Consider the following 15,139-nt stretch of genomic DNA (forward strand, 5'->3'; position numbering starts at 1 on the left):
TGCTCACGGCAATCATAGTGTCGGGGTCCACAGCACCCCGTTGGTAAGGGATGATCGTTGGCGTGAGTGAGCGAAGCGAGCTATCCAACTGCCAGCGCGCATCGCGCGTGTCGGTGCCCAGCCCCAGCGAGGTAACGGCATGAGCGATACCGAGACCGTCAAGACGCAGTTGCTTCCGACGCCGCCACCCGCGGCGACGCCGGTACAGACCGATGCGACCGTCGAACAGTTGCCACGTGATCGCTACCTCAACCGTGAGTTGAGCTGGCTCGATTTCAACGCCCGGGTGCTCGCGCTCGCGGAGGACGCGTCGCTGTCCCTGCTGGAGCGCGCCAAATTCCTGGCCATCTTCGCGTCGAACCTCGACGAGTTCTACATGGTCCGGGTCGCGGGTTTGAAGCGCCGCGCCGAGACCGGCCTGCTGGTCCGTTCCGCGGACGGACGCTCGCCCGGTGAGCAGCTGGAACTGATCGCCGCCCGCGCGCAGGAGATCGCCGTGCGGCACGCGCGGGTCTTCCTCGACGACGTGCTGCCCGCACTCACCGCCGAGGGCATCGCGATCATCGACTGGACCGACCTGAACGACGATGAGCGCCAACGTCTCTCGGGCCACTTCCAGGATCAGGTCTTCCCGGTGCTCACCCCGCTCGCGGTGGATCCGGCGCATCCGTTCCCCTACATCAGCGGCCTGAGCCTGAATCTCGCGGTGACGGTGAAGGATTCCGCTACCGGCGGCGAGCACTTCGCGCGAGTCAAGGTGCCGGACAACGTCGATCGGTTCGTCCGGGTGCGCCGCACCGACGCCGGTTCGACCATCGCCGCCTTCCTGCCGATGGAGGAGCTGATCGCGGCGCACCTCGATCTGCTGTTCCCCGGCATGGAAGTGGTTGAGCAGCACTCGTTCCGGATCACCCGCAACGCCGACTTCGAGGTCGACGAGGACCGCGACGAGGATCTGTTGCAGGCGCTGGAACGCGAACTCGCGCGCCGCCGCTTCGGATCGCCGGTGCGCCTGGAGGTTTCCGACGACATGACCGAGCACATGCTCGAATTGTTGTTGCGCGAACTCGATGTCGATCCCGGCGACGTGATCCAGGTGCCCGGCCTGCTCGACCTGTCCTGCCTGTGGCAGGTGTACGGGGTGGACCGGCCCAACCTCAAAGACGCGCCCTACGTGCCCGCCACCCCGCCCGCGTTCGGCGAGCGGGAGACCCCGCGCAACGTGTTCGCGGCGCTGCGCGAGGGCGACGTGCTGGTGCATCACCCCTACGACTCGTTCTCCACCAGCGTGCAGCGGTTCATCGAACAGGCCGCCGCCGACCCGCAGGTGCTCGCGATCAAGCAGACGCTCTACCGCACCTCCGGCGACTCACCGATCGTCAACGCGCTCATCGACGCGGCCGAGGCGGGCAAGCAGGTCGTCGCGCTGGTCGAGATCAAGGCGCGGTTCGACGAGCAGGCCAACATCAAATGGGCCCGCGCGCTGGAACAGGCAGGCGTGCACGTGGTCTACGGCCTCATCGGCCTCAAGACGCACTGCAAGACCTGCCTTGTGGTGCGCCGCGAGGGCGCGACCATCCGCCGCTACTGCCACATCGGCACCGGCAACTACAACCCGAAGACCGCGCGGCTCTACGAGGATGTCGGATTGCTCACCGCCGCACCGGAAATCGGCGCGGACCTGACCGACCTGTTCAATTCGCTGACCGGTTACTCGCGAAAAGAGAACTACCGCAACCTGCTTGTCGCGCCGCACGGTGTGCGCGCAGGCATCATCGAGCGGATCCAGCGCGAGACCGAACTGGCCGCGCAGGGCAAGGACGCCCGAATCCGGTTGAAGGCCAATGCGATCGTCGACGAGGAGATCATCGACGCGCTGTATCGGGCCTCGCTGGCCGGCGTTCCGGTGCAGATCGTGGTGCGTGGCATCTGCGGACTGCGGCCCGGCGTGCCGGGTATGAGCGAGAACATCGAAGTGCGCTCGATCCTGGGCCGCTTCCTCGAGCACTCACGCGTAATGCACTTTCAGGCGCAAGAACAGTATTGGATCGGCAGCGCCGACATGATGCACCGCAACCTCGACCGGCGGGTGGAAGTGATGGCGCAGGTGAAGGATCCGCGGCTGACCGAGCAGCTCGGTCAGGTTTTCGACTCCGCGTTGCATCCCGACACCCGCTGCTGGGTACTCACCCCGGAGGGCAATTGGCTGGCCCGGCCCGAGCACGCGGGCGACGACGACGTCAAAGTGCGTGACCACCAAGAGTTCTTGATGCGCCTGCGGAGGCCCGAACAGCAGTGAGTGGTGCTACGGGGTACGAAATGGAAGGGGGCCCCTTCTGGGATCCCCGTATTACCGCCAACATTCACGCCGCTGGCGCGGTGGTGTGGCGGCGGGCGACGAACGGCGCGCTGGAGATCGCCGTCGTGCACCGGCCGAAGTATCAGGATTGGTCGCTGCCCAAGGGCAAGCTCGATCCCGGTGAGACGCCGGTGCTCGCCGCGGTCCGCGAGGTGCGCGAGGAGACCGGTCTGGACTGCAAGCTCGGCCGCTACCTCGGTCATGTCACCTATCCCGTTCCGGGACACCGCAAGCTGAAGCGGGTCGACTACTGGGCGGCCGAGGTGGCCGGCGGCGAGTTCACCTCGAATGACGAAGTGGACGTGCTGAATTGGTACTCGCTGGACCGGGTGATGGAGCAGCTGTCCTATCCGATGGATCGGCAGGTGCTGCGCGCGTTCACCCGGCTGCCCGCGAACACCCGCACCATGCTGTTGGTGCGGCACGCGAAAGCTGGTCGGCGAGACCGCTTCTCCGGTCCGGATCCGCTGCGCCCACTGGATCGGTCCGGACAGGCCCAAGCGCGCGCCCTGGTGTCGAATCTGCTGGCGTTCGGGGCATCTGAGATCCACTCCGCCGATCCGGTGCGCTGCGTGCAGACGGTGACGCCGCTGGCCGAGAAGCTCGACACCGAGATCATCCTCGAGCCGCTGCTTTCCGAAATCGGTTATGCCGCAGCGCAGGACGAGACGCGGCAACGGATCCTCGCGCTGATCCCCGATACCGAGGTGCCCGTTGTTTGCAGTCAGGGCAAGGTAATTCCCGATCTGCTGCGGTGGTGGGCGGAGCGCGACGGCATCACGCTGCCGTCCGCGCGCAACCGCAAGGGCAGTGTGTGGGTGCTGTCTTTCGTCGACGGCAGGCTGGTCGCCGCCGACCATCTGGACCGGTCGCTGAACTCCGACTTCGTGAAGTCTCGACCATCGGAGTAGAAAACCGGACTCTACTGCTCTGAAAGATGCCCCTGGACAACCGAAACGGCCCCGGAACCTTGGTTCCGGGGCCGTGTTCGATCGGTACAGCGAATGATTCGGCCTTACGGCCGGTCATCCGGCGCCAATACCGTACTGGCGCAGTATCTAGCGGCGACCGCGAGCGGGAGCCTTCTTGGCAGCCGACTTCTTGGCCGGAGCCTTCTTGGCGACCGTCTTCTTGGCGGCGGTCTTCTTGGCGACCGTCTTCTTGGCGGCGGTGACCTTCTTGGCCGGAGCCTTCTTCACCGCGGTCTTCTTGGCGACCGTCTTCTTGGCAGGCGCCTTGGCCGCAGTCGTCTTGCGAGCAGCGGTCTTTGCGGGCGCCTTCTTCGCAGCCTTCTTGGCCGTGGTCTTGGCCGGGCCCTTTGTGGGGGTGGCCTTCTTGGCGGCGGTCTTCTTCGCCGCCGTCTTCTTGGCGGCCGCCTTCTTGGCTGCCACCGGGGCATTCACGCCGCGCTTGACGGCGGGACCGCTCTGGGCGAGCTTCTGCTTGCCCGCGATCACGGCCTTGAACTGAGCACCCGGACGGAACGCAGGCACCGAAGTGGGCTTCACCTTGACGGTTTCGCCGGTGCGCGGGTTCCTGGCGACTCGAGCCGCACGCTTGCGCTGTTCGAACACACCGAATCCGGTGATTGTGACGCTCTGACCCTTGTGCACCGCGCGCACGATGGTGTCGACCACATGCTCGACTGCCGCGGTGGCCGTGCGCCTATCAGTACCCAACTTTTCGGTCAGAACGTCGATCAGTTCCGCCTTGTTCATTGAATCCTCCGCAGACTAATGGCCCGTCGTCGGACCGACTAGGTACCACGGTAAACCCAGAATGGGCAAGAGTCTATGTGCCACGCCAAAATTCATGTGGTTTAGCACACGTCCAGCTATCGGCCCCGGTGCCATCCAGCTAACTCCCAAGGGTGTTTAGGACTGCGAAATACGTGCCGGCAGGGTAGTGGGTTTCCATGCTGGCCTTGCGTTTTCGAACTCGGCGATGGTGTCGCTGCGGCGCAGCGTGAGCCCGATGTCGTCCAATCCTTCGAGCAGACGCCACCGCGTGTAGTCATCAATATCGAACGGCAACACGGCGGTTCCGGCAGTCACCGTGCGCGCCTCGAGGTCCACAACCAATTCGAGTCCGGGCTGTTCCTCGAGCAACTTCCAGAGCATTTCGACATCGTTCTGTGACATCTGAGCGGCCAACAGCCCGCCCTTACCGGCATTGCCGCGGAAGATGTCGGCGAAGCGAGACGAGATCACCACCCGAAAGCCGTAGTCCGACAGCGCCCAAACGGCGTGCTCACGAGAGGATCCCGTGCCGAAATCGGGACCCGCTACCAGCACACTGCCCCGGTTGTACGGCTCGTTGTTCAGAATGAAGTCCGGATCGTTACGCCACGCGGCGAAGAGCCCGTCCTCGAATCCCGTGCGGGTCACCCGCTTCAGGTACACAGCCGGGATGATCTGATCGGTATCGACATTGGAACGGCGGAACGGCACGCCGATCCCCTTGTGCACGGTGAAGGCTTCCATTGATTCTCCTGAGTCGGTAGGGGTATCGCGTCCGGTCAGTCCAGATCCGCAGGTGAGGACAGGGTTCCGCGCACCGCGGTCGCGGCGGCCACGAGCGGCGAAACCAGGTGCGTGCGGCCACCTTTGCCCTGCCGGCCCTCGAAGTTCCGGTTCGACGTCGATGCGCAGCGCTGACCGGGCTCGAGCTGATCCGGATTCATTCCCAGGCACATTGAGCAGCCCGCCTGCCGCCATTCGGCGCCCGCCGTGGTGAAAATCTCGCCCAGTCCTTCTAATTCGGCCTGCGCACGAACCCGCATAGAGCCCGGTACAACCAACATTCGCACCGAGTCAGCGACCTTGCGTCCTTTTAAAACCTCGGCGACAGCACGCAAATCTTCGATGCGCCCGTTGGTGCACGAACCGACGAATACCGTGTCGACCGCCACATCCCGAAGCGGAGTACCCGGCTCCAAATCCATGTACCGCAGCGCTTTCGCCGCCGACTCGCGCGCCGTCTCGTCCGCGATCTGGGCGGGGTCCGGCACCGATTCGCCAAGGGGCGCGCCCTGTCCCGGGTTGGTGCCCCAGGTGACGAACGGGGTCAGCTCGGCGGCGTCGATGTGCACCTCGGCGTCGAACGCCGCGCCGTCGTCGGTCTTCAGCGACTCCCAGGCGGCCACTGCTGCCGTCCAGTCGGCTCCCTGCGGGGCGTGCGGGCGTCCTTCGAGGAATTCATAGGTCGTTTCGTCCGGAGCGATCATGCCCGCCCTGGCGCCCGCCTCGATGGACATGTTGCAGATGGTCATTCGCGCCTCCATCGACATGGCGCGAATCGCCTCGCCGCGGTACTCCAGCACATAGCCCTGGCCGCCGCCGGTGCCGATTTTCGCGATGACGGCCAGAATCAGGTCCTTGCTCGTCACGCCGGGCGCCAGCGTGCCGTCCACGGTGATCGCCATCGTCTTGAACGGGCGCAGCGAGAGTGTCTGGGTGGCAAGGACATGCTCGACCTCGGAGGTGCCGATACCCATCGCCAGCGCGCCGAACGCGCCGTGCGTCGAGGTGTGGCTGTCGCCGCACACCACCGTCATGCCCGGCTGGGTGAGGCCGAGTTGCGGGCCGACCACGTGCACGATGCCCTGGTCCAGATCGCCCATCGGATGCAGGCGCACACCGAATTCCGCACAGTTACGGCGCAGGGTGTCCACCTGGGTGCGCGAAATCGGGTCCGCGATGGGCTTATCGATGTCGGCGGTCGGGACGTTGTGGTCCTCGGTCGCGATGGTCAGGTCGGGCCGCCGTACCGGCCGGCCCGCCGCGCGCAGGCCGTCGAACGCCTGCGGGCTGGTCACCTCGTGCACCAGATGCAGGTCGATGTAGATCAGGTCGGGTTCGCGCCCGGCGCCCTCACCCGAACCGTGGGTTACGACGTGCTGCTCCCACACCTTTTCGGCCATGGTGCGTGGCTGTGCCATTTCTCGATCACCTTTCGACAAGCATCCGGTCGCGGTCCGGGCTGGGCGCGCGGCGGCGGTTGCACGAGTTTTCGGGTATGTGCGAGGTCGGATGCCTCGTAGGAGATTCCGCGGCGCGCAGACGCCGAAGTGGATTTCCCAACATCCGAGACGCTAGTATCGTTCTATGAGACAGCATAGCGGCATCGGCGTCCTCGACAAAGCAGTGGCGGTGTTGTACGCCGTCGCCGAGCACCCCTGCGGTCTCAACGAGCTGTGCGCCCGCACCGGCCTGCCCCGCGCCACCGCACATCGCCTGGCCGTCGGCCTGGAAGTGCATCGCCTGTTGGCCCGCGACAACACCGGAATGTGGCGGCCCGGCCCCGCGCTCGCCGAGCTGGCTGCCGGGGCCACCGATCCGCTGCTGGAGGCCGCATCGGCCGTGCTGCCCCGATTACGCGAGATCACCGGCGAAAGCGTCCAGCTGTATCGCCTGGACGGCAATGCGCGTATCTGTGTCGCCGCGCTGGAACCGCCCGTCGGATTGCGCGACACCGTGCCCGTCGGAGCGCGATTGCCGCTGACCGCAGGTTCCGCCGCCAAGGTGCTCGTCGCCTGGGCCGACGCCGACCTGCAGCGCACCATCCTCGCCGACGCCGTCTACGGCGAACGCGCGCTGACCGAGGTCCGCAAGCGCGGCTGGGCCCAGAGCGCCGCCGAACGCGCCTCCGGCGTGGCAAGCGTGTCCGCCCCCGTGCGCGACGCGGGCGGCACCGTCATCGCCGCCGTCTCGGTATCCGGCCCCATCGATCGAATGGGCCGCCGCCCCGGCGCCCGCTGGGCCGCCGACCTGGTCGCCGCCGCCGAAGCCCTACACAAGCGCCTATAACACGTTCTAGAAATCACGTTCTAGAGTAGGCCCATGGGAGTCAACCAACGGGCACAGATCATCATGTCCGACACCGAGATCAGCGATTTCTTGGAGCGCAGCCGAGTAGCCACCCTGGCCACCATCGGCCCCGACGGCAGACCACACCTGACCGCCATGTGGTACGCCCTCATCGACGGCGAACTCTGGTTCGAGACGAAGACAAAGTCCCAAAAAGCCGTCAACCTGCGCCGCGACCCCCGCATCACCTGCATGGTCGAGGCAGGCCAGACCTACGACCAACTGCGCGGCGTAGCCATCGAGGGCCACGCGGAAGTCATCGATGACCCCGAAAAGCTCTACGCCGTCGGCGTCAGCGTCTGGGAGCGCTACACCGGCCCCTACAGCGAGGACGTCCGCCCCATGGTCGAAACCATGCTCCACAAACGCTCCGCCATCCGCGTAATCCCCGACCGCACCCGCAGCTGGGACCACCGCAAACTAGGCCTCCCCCAACTCCCCCTGGGCGGCACCACCGCCCACCCCCTCGACTGACCTGCCTATGCGTTGCGACACAGCCCCCGACGCACCCGATATCGAACTGACATCACCCCCCTCCCCCGACTAACGTCAAACCGTTCGACACGAATCGGCCGGCCACCGCAGCCCCGCTAGGGCGCGGCACCCCGACCGCCACCACGAGGAGACGACGGCGATGACGGAATCTGATAGTTCCCCCGGCTCAGGCACCCCCGAGGCCACCAGCGCCGAAGACGTAAAGCGCAAGTTCAAAGAGGCCCTCGACCGCAAAAACCAGCACAACGCCCGCACCGCCGACCACCTGGACGGCCGCTCCAAGGGCGCCAACGCCACCCACGGCAACGCCAGCACCAAGCGCGAATTCCGCCGCAAGAGCGGATAGTTCAAGAGACGAGAAAGGCCCCCTGGTCACCGACCTGGGGGCCTTCGTTTTGCCTGGCCGAGAGCCCGAGTTTGCAAACCGTGGGAACCAAGACCTTCCCCGCCTACTGGCCCACATCACCGCCAGGGGCGAAGCCTCCTGGCCGGGGGTCCGGGGGCGAAGCCCGCCGGGCGGGGTTTGGGGGTTGCACCCCCAAAAGAAACGCGGAATCAGAAAAGGCCCATGCCCCATGGGCATGAGCCTTGTATCTGATGTAGCCCCGACGGGATTCGAACCCGCGCTACCGCCTTGAGAGGGCGGCGTCCTAGGCCGCTAGACGACGGGGCCAGGACTGCTTCTCGTTTGCACGAGGAGCACCTTTGGTTGATCTTTCGATCAGGAGGCTCGGCTAGCTTAGCTGGCCGGAGCGTGGCGACCAAATCGCCAGCTGCTGTACTGATTTCGGCCGCGCACCGATCTCTACAGCAATCTCTCCGCTGGGGTACCAGGACTCGAACCTAGAATGGCTGAACCAGAATCAGCTGTGTTGCCAATTACACCATACCCCAATGACCAGGCGTTTCAGCCTCGCGTCTGGATGACTGCGAGGCCTTGTTCCGAGCCGAGAAGAAGACTACCAAACGGCTATGGGTTAACTACAAATCGCCTGGTCAAAGCCATGTTTTTGGCTCTTTCCGGAGTTTCAGGCGGTGGCCGACCACTCTTGCGCGGAGCGCAGCCGAGCCAGGCTGGTGTCGCGGCCGAGCAGTTCGAGCGACTCGTAGAGCGGTGGGCTGATGTGTGATCCGGTCACCGCGACGCGCACGGGCGCGAATGCTTTGCGTGGTTTGAGCCCCAGATCATCGATCAGCGCGGTTTTCAGCGCGTCTTCGATGGCGGCGGTGGACCACTGTGTCAGTGGCTCCAGCGCGGCAATAGCGGATTGCAATACCTGATTTGCTTCGGTACCGAGATTCTTGGCTCCCGCTGTGGGGTCGATCGCAAATTGTTCGGCGGGCGCCAACAGAAAACGCAACAGTTCCCAAGCGTCCGACAAGACCACGATCCGGGTCTGCACCAGTTCGGCCGCAGCGGCGAACATCTTCTCATCGATTTCGGCGCCGATATGACCGTGCTGGGTCAGGTACTCGCGCAGTCGGTTGCTGAAATCACCCGGTTCCAGCAATCGGATGTGCTCGGCGTTGAGCGCGTCCGCCTTCTTCTGATCGAATCGGGCCGGATTCGAATTCACTTTCGATATGTCGAACGCGGCAACCATCTCCGCCATGGTGAACACGTCGTGGTCGTCGGCGATGCTCCACCCGAGTAGTGCCAGGTAATTCAGCAAACCTTCGGGGATGAATCCACGATCGCGATGGACGAACAGATTCGACTCGGGATCGCGCTTGGACAACTTCTTGTTGCCCTGTCCCATGACGAACGGCAGGTGGCCGAACTCCGGGGTGAAGTCGGCGATGCCGATGCGGCGCAGGGCGCCGTAGAGCGCGATCTGGCGCGGGGTCGAGGAGAGCAGGTCTTCGCCGCGCAAGACGTGGGTGATCTTCATCAACGCGTCGTCGAGCGGGTTGACCAGCGTGTACAGCGGGTCACCGGTGCCGCGGGTGAGCGCGAAGTCCGGCACGCTGCCCGCCTTGAAGGTGGTTTCGCCGCGCACCAGATCGTGCCAGGTGATGTCCGCCGCGGGCATCCGGAGCCGAATCACCGCGGGGCGCCCGGCATCTCGATACGCCTCGATCTGCTGGGCGGTGAGGTCGCGATCGTAGTTGTCGTAGCCGAGCTTCGGGTCGCGTCCGGCGGCGCGGTGGCGGGCCTCGACTTCCTCAGGCGTGGAGAAGGATTCGTAGGCTTCGCCGGCCGCCAGCAAACGCTGGACGGCGTCGCGGTGCAGATCCTTGCGCAGCGACTGGCGGTATGGCTCGTAGGGGCCGCCGACCTCCGGACCCTCGTCCCAGGTGAGGCCGAGCCAGCGCAGCGCGTCGAGCAGCGCGCGGTAGGAGTCCTCGGAATCCCGTGCCGCATCGGTGTCTTCGATGCGGAAGACGAATTTTCCACCGTGGTGTCGGGCGTAGGCCCAGTTGAACAGCGCCGTCCGGATCAGGCCGACGTGCGGTGTCCCGGTGGGCGACGGGCAGAAGCGGACCCGTACTTCAGTCATGGCTCTCTTTCGACTAGCGAGGCTTGGCGGCAACAGGATTGATCAGGGTTCCGATGCCCTCGATGGTCACGGACACTTGTTGTCCGGCCTGCACGGGTCCGACCCCCTCCGGCGTTCCGGTGAGGATGACATCGCCGGGCAGCAGCGTCATCACGGCGCTGATCCACTCGATGAGCTTCGGAATGTCGTGCAGTAGAAGCGATGTGCGGCTGCGCTGGCGGACTTCGCCGTCGAGCTCGGTGACGATCTCCAGATCCGAAGGATCCAAGGAGGTTTCGATCCACGGGCCGAGCGGGCAGAAGGTGTCGTACCCCTTGCCCCTGGTCCACTGTCCGTCGTGGCGCTGCTGGTCGCGCGCGGTCACGTCGTTGGCGACGGTGTAACCGAGCACCACGTCCAGCGCGCGGGCGGCGGGCACGTCCTTGCACGGGCGGCCGATGACGACGGCGAGTTCGCCCTCGTAGTCGACCTGAGAGGAGCTGGGCGGCAGGATGATCGGGGCGTTCGGCCCGGTGATCGCGGTGTTCGGCTTGAGGAAGATCACCGGGTCTTCCGGTGCGGGCCCGCCCATTTCAGCCGCGTGGGCCGCGTAGTTCTTGCCGATACAGACCACCTTGCTCGCCAGGATCGGCGCGAGCAGGCGGACATCGGCCAGCGGCCAGCTCCGCCCGGTGAACGTCGGCGTACCGAACGGGTGTTCCGCGATTTCCTTCGCGATGGTGTCGCTTCCGTCCCCCTCGATGCTGACGAACGCGACCCCATCGGGACTGGCTACTCGACCTAGACGCATGCCGGGCAGTCTATCGACCGGCTTCCACCTGCCCGAACGCGCCCAACCGTGCGGTACGCGGCGCCGCGTCCGGCCGATTCCGGCCGACTGTGAGCAGTCCGACATCCGACTGCCGAAATCCACTTGCCCGCGCGGTGTAACGTAAGCCTCAATGTTCATCTAATGGGAACCACTTCCCACATAATGAGATTCAGAGGTGAGACCGATGGCTACCGTGACGCAGATCAAGGAGACTCGACGGTGGTCCATGCTCGGTCTCGGCGTCTTCGCGCAAGCCGCGAGCGCGGTCTTCGTCAACGGCGTCGCCTTCCTGCTGCCCGCGCTGACCGATCGCGGTATGCCGTTGGCCACAGCGGGACTGCTGGTGGCGATGCCCACCTTCGGGTTGGTCTGCACGCTGATCGCGTGGGGGTATCTGGTCGATCGGATCGGCGAGCGCAAAGTGCTGATCGGCGGGCCGCTGCTGATGCTGATCGCCGGCGGTGCCGCGGCCGCGGCGACGAACGACATCGCTTTGGGCGCACTGTTGTTCCTGGGTGGCGTCGGCGCGGCGAGCACCAACGGGGCCAGCGGCCGCCTCATCGTCGGCTGGTTCCCGCCGCAGCGGCGCGGGCTGGCGATGGGGATCCGGCAGACCGCCCAGCCGCTCGGCGTCGGCATCGGCGCGCTGGCCGTGCCCGCCGTCGCCGCGACATACGGTGTGCCCGCGGCGATTCTGGTTCCCGCGGCGATGGCGGGTATCGCCGCGGTGAGCGCGCTGATCGGCATCGTCGATCCGCCGCGTCCGGCGGGCGCCACCGCGAGCGATGCGGCGTTGCGCGCCAATCCTTATCGCGGCGATACGACTTTGTGGCGCATCCATGCCGTCTCTGTGCTGCTCGTCATACCGCAGGGCACGGTGTGGACTTTCGCACTGCTGTGGCTGCACCGCGACGTCGGCTGGTCGTTGGCCGCGGCCGGAATTCTGGTCACCGCCACCCAAATCCTGGGCGCGGCAGGCCGAATCGGGGTGGGCGCCTGGTCCGACCGGGTCGGCAGCCGGTTGGGTCCGTTGCGCACGGTCGCCATCGCCGCCGTGTTGTCGATGGCCGCGCTGGCATTGGCGGCCTGGACCCACATGTGGTGGGCCGCAATCCCGTTGCTGGTCGTCGCCTCGGTGATCACGGTGTCCGACAACGGACTAGCCTTCACCGCCGTCGCCGAAATCGCGGGCCCCTATTGGAGTGGTCGCGGACTCGGCATCCAGAACACCGGCCAGAATCTGGCGATGGCCGCGGTGCCCCCGGTGTTCGGCGCGCTCATCAGCGCAAGCGGTTTCGCCGCCGCCTACCTGCTGGCGGCCGCGCTGGCGGTAGCCGCCGTCCCCTTGGTCCCGACCGGCCGCCGCGCCCAATAACCGCCCAGCCCTGATGGATTGACGCCCGCTCCGGATGCCGGAGCGGGCGTAGATCGTCGGATGTATCGGACGCGACTCATGCGGTCGCGCCCAGGCCGATGCGACATCGATCACTCTGACCGGTCGGGAACGATTAGGCCACAACGCTTTTGGTACGCCAGCGCCATTCAGTCCACTGGACAACTTTCGATCCCGAACTACACCGCCCGCGATCGGATTGAAGCACGATTGAGTCACCTACCGCGGGCCTAGCTGTCGCTTTTAGCGACACTCTGTCGCCAACAGGTACGATAGAAACATTCTGTCGCTATCATCAGGAGTGCAATGCCGCGGATCGACGCACCGACCGTCGCCGAACACCGGGCGAACCAAGAACGCGCGCTGCTCGACGCCGCCCGCATGGTGTTGCTACAGAACGGACCCCAGGCCGTGACGCCCGCCACTGTCGGCGCGGCCGCCGGGCTCGCCCGCAGCAGTGTCTACAAGTACTTCAGCTCCGGCGACGAAATCCTGTTCCGCATCGTGTCGGACGCGCTGCTGGAATGGGGCGCGCGCGTGCGCGACACGGTCGAACGCGCCGAGACTCCCGCGGGCCAAGTCGACGCCTACGTGCGAACCACCCTGGCACTGGCGGCATCTGGCACGCATCGCATCGCCGTCCTCGGCAGTGCCCTCCCGCGCGACGAGGCGACCCGGCGCGATCTCGCCGACGCACACCACGATTCGGCCGCGCCACTGCGCAAGGCACTCACCGCCCTCGACAACCCGGACCCCGACCTGACCGCCGATCTCATCGACGGCGCGCTCGGCCGCGCCATCGAACGCATCGACGCGGGCCGCCCGCACGACGAGATCGCCAGGGAGACAATCGCGTTCGTCCGCCGCGCGGTCGGCCTCAATCATCGCCCGATCCGCCACCACGGCATGGGCTGACGCCCGCTCGACTCAAACCGCAAGCAGCGCAGCGGGATCGAACGTGACGTGGAACGGGATGTCGGCGTCGACGACCGCGTCGAAGACACTGCCGGAACAGACAACGGGATCGGCACCATAGCCGCCCTCGCCCAACACCATCCGATGCATCACGACATCGGGTTGATGTTCGACGATCCAATACTGCGGAATGCCCACCGCCGCGTACTCGCGCACCTTCCGCACCCGATCGGTGCGCTCGGTCCCGCTACCCGGCGCGACGACCTCGACCGCGAGCCGCACCTCGGAGCCGGGAACTCGCTTGGGCACCTCCGCGACGACGGCAGCCCTGGCGACCTCACGCGGAATCACGATGATGTCGGGTTTGCGGACCCCGCTGCGCGTGCTGACCTCCCAGCCGTTGCCGACACAGAGATGCACGGCGGCTCCGACGGCTCCGGCATCGATGAATCGGCCGAGCCGCTGCGTCACGTGATTGTGCCGGGCACCGCAGGCCACCTCGACCAGCCAGCCGTCCTCCAGCTCGAAACCCTTGCCGCCACCCGGGGCATCACGGAGGTCGAGCCCGGCATACGGGCCGACCTGCGCTCGCCGATTCCCGCGCTGTGTGCTCACCGAACCTCCGTCTCACCAGGTAAGCCCGTCGATGAGCGGCCAACGGTGGCACACGTCATGGACTCAGTCCATGGCTTACCACCACACGCGCGTTTCACACGTGGCCGAAGGTCCCGCACCGGAATTGCTCCGATCCGGGACCGCGTCGGGTTTCGCTCAGACGATGGCGGCGATGCGATCGCCGACCTCGACCGTCGACGCCGCACCGGCGCGCGACGCGAGGTCCTTGGCGACGGCGGATTCGATGCGGGCGGCAGCCTCGGCATTGCCGAGATGGTTGAGCAGCAACGACACCGAAAGGATCGCCGCGGTCGGATCGGCCTTGGACTGCCCCGCGATGTCGGGCGCGCTGCCGTGCACCGGCTCGAACATGCTCGGGTTGGTGCCCGAGGCATCGATATTGCCGCTGGCGGCCAGCCCGATGCCACCGCTGACGGCGGCCGCGAGATCGGTGATGATGTCGCCGAAGAGGTTGTCGGTGACGATGACATCGAACCGGCCCGGATCGTTCACCAGGTGAATGGTCGCGGCGTCGATGTGCTGGTAAGCCGTTGCCACCTCCGGGAATTCGGCCGCGACCTCGTCCACGGTGCGCTGCCACAGCGAACCGGCGAAGGTGAGCACGTTGGTCTTGTGCACCAGCGTGAGGTGCTTGCGGCGGGCCTGCGCCTTCGCGAAGGCGTAGCGCACCACGCGCTCGATGCCGAAGCGGGTGTTGGTGCTCACCTCGGTCGCCACCTCGTGCGGCGTCTCGACCCGAATCGCACCGCCGGTGCCGGTGTACGGCCCCTCGGTGCCCTCGCGGACCACCACGAAGTCGATGTCGGGGGTGCCGGCCAGCGGGCTGGTCACGCCCGGAAAGAGCTTGGACGGCCGCAGATTCACGTGATGATCCAGCGCGAACCGGGTGCGCAGCAGCAGCCCGCGCTCGAGCACCCCGCTCGGCACCGACGGGTCGCCGATCGCGCCGAGCAGGATCGCGTCGTGCTGCTTCAACTCCGGCAGCACCGAGTCCGGCAGGATCTCACCGGTCGCGTGGTACCGCTTGGCGCCGAGGTCGTACTCGGTCTTCGCCACGCCGGGCTGGACCACGTCGAGCACCTTGAGCGCCTCGGCGATGACCTCGGGCCCGATGCCGTCGCCGGGGATGACAGCAAGCTTCATTGCAACGCTCCGTTGTTA

Annotated in this window: 14 protein-coding genes and 2 tRNA genes; 7 read left to right on the forward strand and 9 right to left on the reverse strand. The window is 66.2% G+C overall.

Annotation, left to right across the window (positions count from 1 at the left end):
• Positions 1 to 139 precede the first annotated feature (139 nt).
• The gene (locus ACFWF1_RS10050; protein ID WP_379284810.1) at positions 140 to 2,299 is read left to right on the forward strand and encodes an RNA degradosome polyphosphate kinase; all 2,160 of its coding nucleotides are present in this window, start codon (positions 140 to 142) and stop codon (positions 2,297 to 2,299) included.
• 20 nt (positions 2,300 to 2,319) lie between these two features.
• Positions 2,320 to 3,270, forward strand: a complete 951-nt coding sequence (locus tag ACFWF1_RS10055) for an NUDIX domain-containing protein (RefSeq protein WP_379284811.1) — start codon at positions 2,320 to 2,322, stop codon at positions 3,268 to 3,270.
• A 147-nt stretch (positions 3,271 to 3,417) separates the two neighbouring features.
• On the opposite strand, the gene ACFWF1_RS10060 is transcribed toward ACFWF1_RS10055, so the two are convergent.
• From ACFWF1_RS10060 to leuC, 3 genes are all read right to left on the reverse strand, one after another.
• Positions 3,418 to 4,077, reverse strand: coding sequence for an HU family DNA-binding protein (locus tag ACFWF1_RS10060; protein WP_357378180.1), 660 nt, complete (start codon positions 4,075 to 4,077; stop codon positions 3,418 to 3,420).
• 156 nt (positions 4,078 to 4,233) lie between these two features.
• Positions 4,234 to 4,842 (reverse strand): 3-isopropylmalate dehydratase small subunit, encoded by a 609-nt coding sequence (leuD, locus tag ACFWF1_RS10065; protein WP_135232543.1) that lies wholly within the window; start codon positions 4,840 to 4,842, stop codon positions 4,234 to 4,236.
• Between the two features lie 35 nt (positions 4,843 to 4,877).
• The gene (gene leuC, locus ACFWF1_RS10070) at positions 4,878 to 6,299 is read right to left on the reverse strand and encodes a 3-isopropylmalate dehydratase large subunit (protein WP_379284812.1); all 1,422 of its coding nucleotides are present in this window, start codon (positions 6,297 to 6,299) and stop codon (positions 4,878 to 4,880) included.
• A gap of 166 nt (positions 6,300 to 6,465) precedes the next feature.
• On the opposite strand from leuC, the gene ACFWF1_RS10075 reads away from it, so the two are divergent.
• The 3 genes from ACFWF1_RS10075 to ACFWF1_RS10085 all read left to right on the forward strand — a co-directional run bounded on the left by ACFWF1_RS10075 (position 6,466) and on the right by ACFWF1_RS10085 (position 8,068).
• Positions 6,466 to 7,167: an IclR family transcriptional regulator gene (locus ACFWF1_RS10075; protein ID WP_379284813.1), complete on the forward strand. Its 702-nt coding sequence runs from the start codon at positions 6,466 to 6,468 to the stop codon at positions 7,165 to 7,167.
• 33 nt (positions 7,168 to 7,200) lie between these two features.
• Positions 7,201 to 7,701, forward strand: coding sequence for a PPOX class F420-dependent oxidoreductase (locus ACFWF1_RS10080; RefSeq protein ID WP_379284814.1), 501 nt, complete (start codon positions 7,201 to 7,203; stop codon positions 7,699 to 7,701).
• Between the two features lie 160 nt (positions 7,702 to 7,861).
• Positions 7,862 to 8,068 (forward strand): DUF5302 domain-containing protein, encoded by a 207-nt coding sequence (locus ACFWF1_RS10085; protein WP_379284815.1) that lies wholly within the window; start codon positions 7,862 to 7,864, stop codon positions 8,066 to 8,068.
• A 254-nt stretch (positions 8,069 to 8,322) separates the two neighbouring features.
• Here ACFWF1_RS10085 and ACFWF1_RS10090 read toward each other — a convergent pair.
• The 4 genes from ACFWF1_RS10090 to ACFWF1_RS10105 all read right to left on the reverse strand — a co-directional run bounded on the left by ACFWF1_RS10090 (position 8,323) and on the right by ACFWF1_RS10105 (position 11,013).
• Positions 8,323 to 8,395: transfer RNA gene (locus ACFWF1_RS10090), tRNA-Glu, on the reverse strand.
• A 149-nt stretch (positions 8,396 to 8,544) separates the two neighbouring features.
• Positions 8,545 to 8,616: transfer RNA gene (locus ACFWF1_RS10095), tRNA-Gln, on the reverse strand.
• A gap of 134 nt (positions 8,617 to 8,750) precedes the next feature.
• Positions 8,751 to 10,223 carry a glutamate--tRNA ligase gene (gene gltX / locus ACFWF1_RS10100; RefSeq protein WP_379284816.1) on the reverse strand — a complete coding sequence of 491 codons (1,473 nt, stop codon included), beginning with the start codon at positions 10,221 to 10,223 and terminating at the stop codon, positions 8,751 to 8,753.
• 13 nt (positions 10,224 to 10,236) lie between these two features.
• Positions 10,237 to 11,013 carry a fumarylacetoacetate hydrolase family protein gene (locus tag ACFWF1_RS10105; RefSeq protein ID WP_379284817.1) on the reverse strand — a complete coding sequence of 259 codons (777 nt, stop codon included), beginning with the start codon at positions 11,011 to 11,013 and terminating at the stop codon, positions 10,237 to 10,239.
• Positions 11,014 to 11,218: 205 nt separating this feature from the next.
• On the opposite strand from ACFWF1_RS10105, the gene ACFWF1_RS10110 reads away from it, so the two are divergent.
• Together ACFWF1_RS10110 and ACFWF1_RS10115 are read left to right on the forward strand one after the other, a co-directional pair.
• Positions 11,219 to 12,409, forward strand: a complete 1,191-nt coding sequence (locus ACFWF1_RS10110) for an MFS transporter (RefSeq protein WP_379284818.1) — start codon at positions 11,219 to 11,221, stop codon at positions 12,407 to 12,409.
• A 324-nt stretch (positions 12,410 to 12,733) separates the two neighbouring features.
• Entirely contained in the window at positions 12,734 to 13,342 is a 609-nt protein-coding gene (locus ACFWF1_RS10115) for a TetR/AcrR family transcriptional regulator (RefSeq protein WP_379284819.1), read from the forward strand.
• Positions 13,343 to 13,354: 12 nt separating this feature from the next.
• Here the strand turns inward: ACFWF1_RS10115 and ACFWF1_RS10120 are convergent, their stop codons facing one another.
• Together ACFWF1_RS10120 and ACFWF1_RS10125 are read right to left on the reverse strand one after the other, a co-directional pair.
• Positions 13,355 to 13,957, reverse strand: coding sequence for a Uma2 family endonuclease (locus ACFWF1_RS10120; RefSeq protein ID WP_379284820.1), 603 nt, complete (start codon positions 13,955 to 13,957; stop codon positions 13,355 to 13,357).
• 156 nt (positions 13,958 to 14,113) lie between these two features.
• Entirely contained in the window at positions 14,114 to 15,121 is a 1,008-nt protein-coding gene (locus ACFWF1_RS10125; protein ID WP_379284821.1) for a 3-isopropylmalate dehydrogenase, read from the reverse strand.
• Between the last annotated feature and the right edge of the window lie 18 nt (positions 15,122 to 15,139).

This window comes from Nocardia sp. NPDC060255 (genome assembly GCF_042727395.1).
Classification (GTDB): domain Bacteria; phylum Actinomycetota; class Actinomycetes; order Mycobacteriales; family Mycobacteriaceae; genus Nocardia.

Coding starts and splice junctions, on each gene's coding strand:
- gltX (WP_379284816.1), bottom strand. CDS start 10,223: ATGACTGAAGTACGGGTCCGCTTCTGCCCGTCGCCCACCGGGACACCG.
- leuC (WP_379284812.1), bottom strand. CDS start 6,299: ATGGCACAGCCACGCACCATGGCCGAAAAGGTGTGGGAGCAGCACGTC.
- ACFWF1_RS10060 (WP_357378180.1), bottom strand. CDS start 4,077: ATGAACAAGGCGGAACTGATCGACGTTCTGACCGAAAAGTTGGGTACT.
- ACFWF1_RS10080 (WP_379284814.1), top strand. CDS start 7,201: ATGGGAGTCAACCAACGGGCACAGATCATCATGTCCGACACCGAGATC.
- ACFWF1_RS10055 (WP_379284811.1), top strand. CDS start 2,320: ATGGAAGGGGGCCCCTTCTGGGATCCCCGTATTACCGCCAACATTCAC.
- ACFWF1_RS10115 (WP_379284819.1), top strand. CDS start 12,734: ATGCCGCGGATCGACGCACCGACCGTCGCCGAACACCGGGCGAACCAA.
- ACFWF1_RS10085 (WP_379284815.1), top strand. CDS start 7,862: ATGACGGAATCTGATAGTTCCCCCGGCTCAGGCACCCCCGAGGCCACC.
- leuD (WP_135232543.1), bottom strand. CDS start 4,842: ATGGAAGCCTTCACCGTGCACAAGGGGATCGGCGTGCCGTTCCGCCGT.
- ACFWF1_RS10125 (WP_379284821.1), bottom strand. CDS start 15,121: ATGAAGCTTGCTGTCATCCCCGGCGACGGCATCGGGCCCGAGGTCATC.
- ACFWF1_RS10110 (WP_379284818.1), top strand. CDS start 11,219: ATGGCTACCGTGACGCAGATCAAGGAGACTCGACGGTGGTCCATGCTC.
- ACFWF1_RS10075 (WP_379284813.1), top strand. CDS start 6,466: ATGAGACAGCATAGCGGCATCGGCGTCCTCGACAAAGCAGTGGCGGTG.
- ACFWF1_RS10050 (WP_379284810.1), top strand. CDS start 140: ATGAGCGATACCGAGACCGTCAAGACGCAGTTGCTTCCGACGCCGCCA.
- ACFWF1_RS10105 (WP_379284817.1), bottom strand. CDS start 11,013: ATGCGTCTAGGTCGAGTAGCCAGTCCCGATGGGGTCGCGTTCGTCAGC.